The organism is Mycobacterium sp. KBS0706 (assembly GCF_005938675.2).
In the GTDB taxonomy this organism is placed as follows: Bacteria; Pseudomonadota; Alphaproteobacteria; order DSM-16000; family Inquilinaceae; genus Inquilinus.
The window spans coordinates 1-2,876 of record NZ_VCCH02000226.1 but is presented as its reverse complement, the minus strand read 5'-3'; the positions used below and the strand labels follow the sequence as shown (position 1 = coordinate 2,876).

Below are 2,876 nucleotides of genomic sequence, written 5' to 3'. Positions count from 1 at the left end.
ACACTAGGAGTAGCCCTATGGGTCGTGTCCCACCGGGTGGTGTAGGGGCTGTGGGTAAGTAGCCCGTCGCAGCGACCGCCACGAGTGTGCATCCGGCGCAATTCCGTCTGCTGCTTCTGGGTCAGCTTGAGCGGCTTGCCGCGCAGTTTCCCTTCGCTCGCGCGATGGCCATGCCATCCCGGGTGCGCAAGCGGATCAGATCGGCCTCGATCTCGGCGAAGGTGGCGAGGATGTTGAAGAACATCTTGCCCATCGGGTCGGCCGGGTCATAGACGCTCGCGCCGAGCGCCAGCTACTACGAAGAGAAGGCTTCCGGTGGCCTTCGGGATCGTCCCCAACTGCAACTGATGCTCGACCGGCTGCGGGGGGACACCATCATCGTCTGGAAGGCTCGACCGGCTGTCCCGCTCGTTGAAGGATGTGCTACACATAATGGAGAAGATCGAGGCCGCTGGCGCCGGGTTCAGGTCGCTCACTGAGGGGATCGACACGACCACCCCCGCCGGACGCATGATGATGCAGATGATAGGATCCTTCGCTGGGTTCGAGCGCGCCATGATTCGGGAACGGACCTCCGCCGGCCTGGCCCAGGCCCGGACCGGGGGCGGATTGGCGACCGTCCGCGCTCGCTCACCCCGGCCAAGCGTCGGGAGATCGCTGAGAGCGTCCTGTCTGGCCACAAGAGCGCGGCCGAAATGGCCCGGCTCTACGACATCAGCCAGCCGACCGTCTCGCGGAACGTGGCTGAATATAGACAAGAGCCGATGACGTGATAGCGCGCAAAACTGCAATGAGTATGTGGTGATCGGTTATGGATATACGTCAAAGGCAGTGGATAGAAGCATTGACAGGCGCTGAGTTTGATAGCGCGTCGGATACGGATTGGTTCTCTTTGGCGTTTCCGGATTGGAACCAGCCACAAGCGGAGACGGTTGCCGCAACCGGCACTGGAAGTGATCCGATTCAAAGTCGTTGGTTTGACTCTGATGATGAGGAGGAGGATCAGAGTCGTTGGTTTGATTCTGATGAAGAGGGGCAGGAGGATCAGAGTCGTCGGTTTGATTCTGATGAAGAGGGGCAGGAGGATCAGAGTCGTCGGTTTGCTTCTGATGAAGAGGGGCAAGAGGATCAGAGTCGTTGGTTTGATTCTGATGAAGAGGGGCGGGAGGATCCGGATCAAAGCCGTCGGCTTGACTCTGGCGACGAACGATCAGTCGATAATTACTCCATTTCTGCCGATCCTATTACCTCCTACCAACATAAAGCCGATCCTTCCGAAGACCAAAACGTTGTAAATGCCCTTACACCCACCAAGCGGGCTGACGATACAGGATACAAGGGCCAACAAGATTTCGCAATGCCATCAATGCCAGATGCCCCAAATAACGCGGCTTTGGATTTCGTATCGAGAATAGATCCAGAAACCGATATAGGCGGCCGGCTATCGGGAAAAACAAGTAATAGGACGAATGTTGCCGGCAATGCCGGCGCCAATGATAACGTTGCAGATGAGCAGGATATCCTGTTGCGCATACAGAATACTCATGGTCTTTTGGTGAATAGCTTCACGCACAATGGCGCGGGGTGGGCCACAAACCTGCTTCATGCAACTGCGCGGGAGGCATCTATAACTTGGATCACAACAATGGTCCGCGAAACCTTGGGCTACTTTGCGGCTCAGAAACTCGGCGGCGCGACAGATCGTACCAAGGTGGCAATTTCGAGCAGCATATTGGCTCTGACCGGCATTCTCAATGTCGTCGCCTCTGTTCGACAGGAGGCCCAGAAGAAGGCAAATTGGACGACACGGACCGCGCATGCATCAACGCTAGCCTTGCTAGGCGGCGCAACTGCGATCGCTCACAAAACGACCGGACTGGGTAGTGTTGCGCCTCTTTTGATCAAAGCCACGGGATACTGTCTCTCCCGTGATGGAATCAATCTTTTCATTAGACTTAGCAGCAATCGGGACGACCCGCTCAGTCTAAAATCAATTGCCACTGAGGTGGCAGTGTATGCTGTTAACCAGTATATCGTAAATGAACTGCAGAGCTCTGGATTATCGCTTTCTGGAACAAGCGATGAAGCGCAGGCCCATTCCTATCGGGAAATCTTCGCCCGTCTGGCTGCCTTCTCAGCCGCGAACGCTGCCGGAGAGTCTTTTGATGCCTTTGTGTACCCTGCACTCGTCGCCTTCTATAACGAGATCGGATCGGGTCTTCACGAATCGCTCAAAGCTGTCGGGGAGATCAGGTTGGCTGCGAAATTCCACCTCCCGATGGGCGAAAAGCTGGTGGCAAGGTTCCCCGCTGCGGAAGGGATCGTGGGAGGCGTGACTGTATCCGAGGCGGCCGACAAGGTTCTCGGCCCCATGACGGCTCGACAGTCCGTGTTCGTCGTTTTGCTCTCCTTGCTCAACCTCTTGTCGAAGGCCGGGGCCGCAGCCCGCTTTTCACCCGAGGGGACCACCCATTTGGTCAATGCGCTGGCCGGTATCTCCCTCGGCTTGCTCGGTTCGGTCTTTCTGGGCGCGCTCGCAACCTCTTCCCCCCCGCCCGCCACAATCCAGCCAGAAATCGTGTAGAAACATCGCCGATCTCAATGAGCGCGGCGCCAAGATTGTCATCTCCTAGCATCAGCGCCGGACCAAACCTGTAGCGCTCGATACCGAGATGTACAATTGGCGGCACCTGATCGAGAACTTGACCTGCTCCCCGTCGGTCCCTCACGGATAGTGGGAGCCCTGGGTTGCGATATTGCCCTCTCCGCCGTCGCGATGGTAGCGGGCGACCGGCGGAGCTGGCCTTCCCGTGCAATGCGTGTCAAAAGTGACGCTAAGGAGAGCGTTTGTTGTCAATGGGTTAGTCTTACTGCGT

At 57.2% G+C, this 2,876-nt stretch carries 2 protein-coding genes and 2 pseudogenes; 3 read left to right on the top strand and 1 reads right to left on the bottom strand.

From position 1 onward, the window contains the following. Positions 1-77: 77 nt before the first annotated feature. Positions 78-292 (bottom strand): annotated as a pseudogene (locus tag FFK22_RS44685) (recombinase family protein); the annotation flags it as partial. A gap of 140 nt (positions 293-432) precedes the next feature. Here FFK22_RS44685 and FFK22_RS44995 point away from each other — a divergent pair. The 3 genes and pseudogenes from FFK22_RS44995 to FFK22_RS41290 all read left to right on the top strand — a co-directional run. Further along, positions 433-546: pseudogene (locus tag FFK22_RS44995) on the top strand (recombinase family protein); the annotation flags it as partial. Next, positions 531-773: a helix-turn-helix domain-containing protein gene (locus FFK22_RS44990; RefSeq protein ID WP_373683778.1), complete on the top strand. Its 243-nt coding sequence runs from the start codon at positions 531-533 to the stop codon at positions 771-773. The pseudogene FFK22_RS44995 and the gene FFK22_RS44990, both read left to right, overlap by 16 nt. A 38-nt stretch (positions 774-811) precedes the next feature. Further along, positions 812-2,584, top strand: a complete 1,773-nt coding sequence (locus FFK22_RS41290) for a hypothetical protein (protein WP_138893609.1) — start codon at positions 812-814, stop codon at positions 2,582-2,584. Positions 2,585-2,876 lie beyond the last annotated feature (292 nt).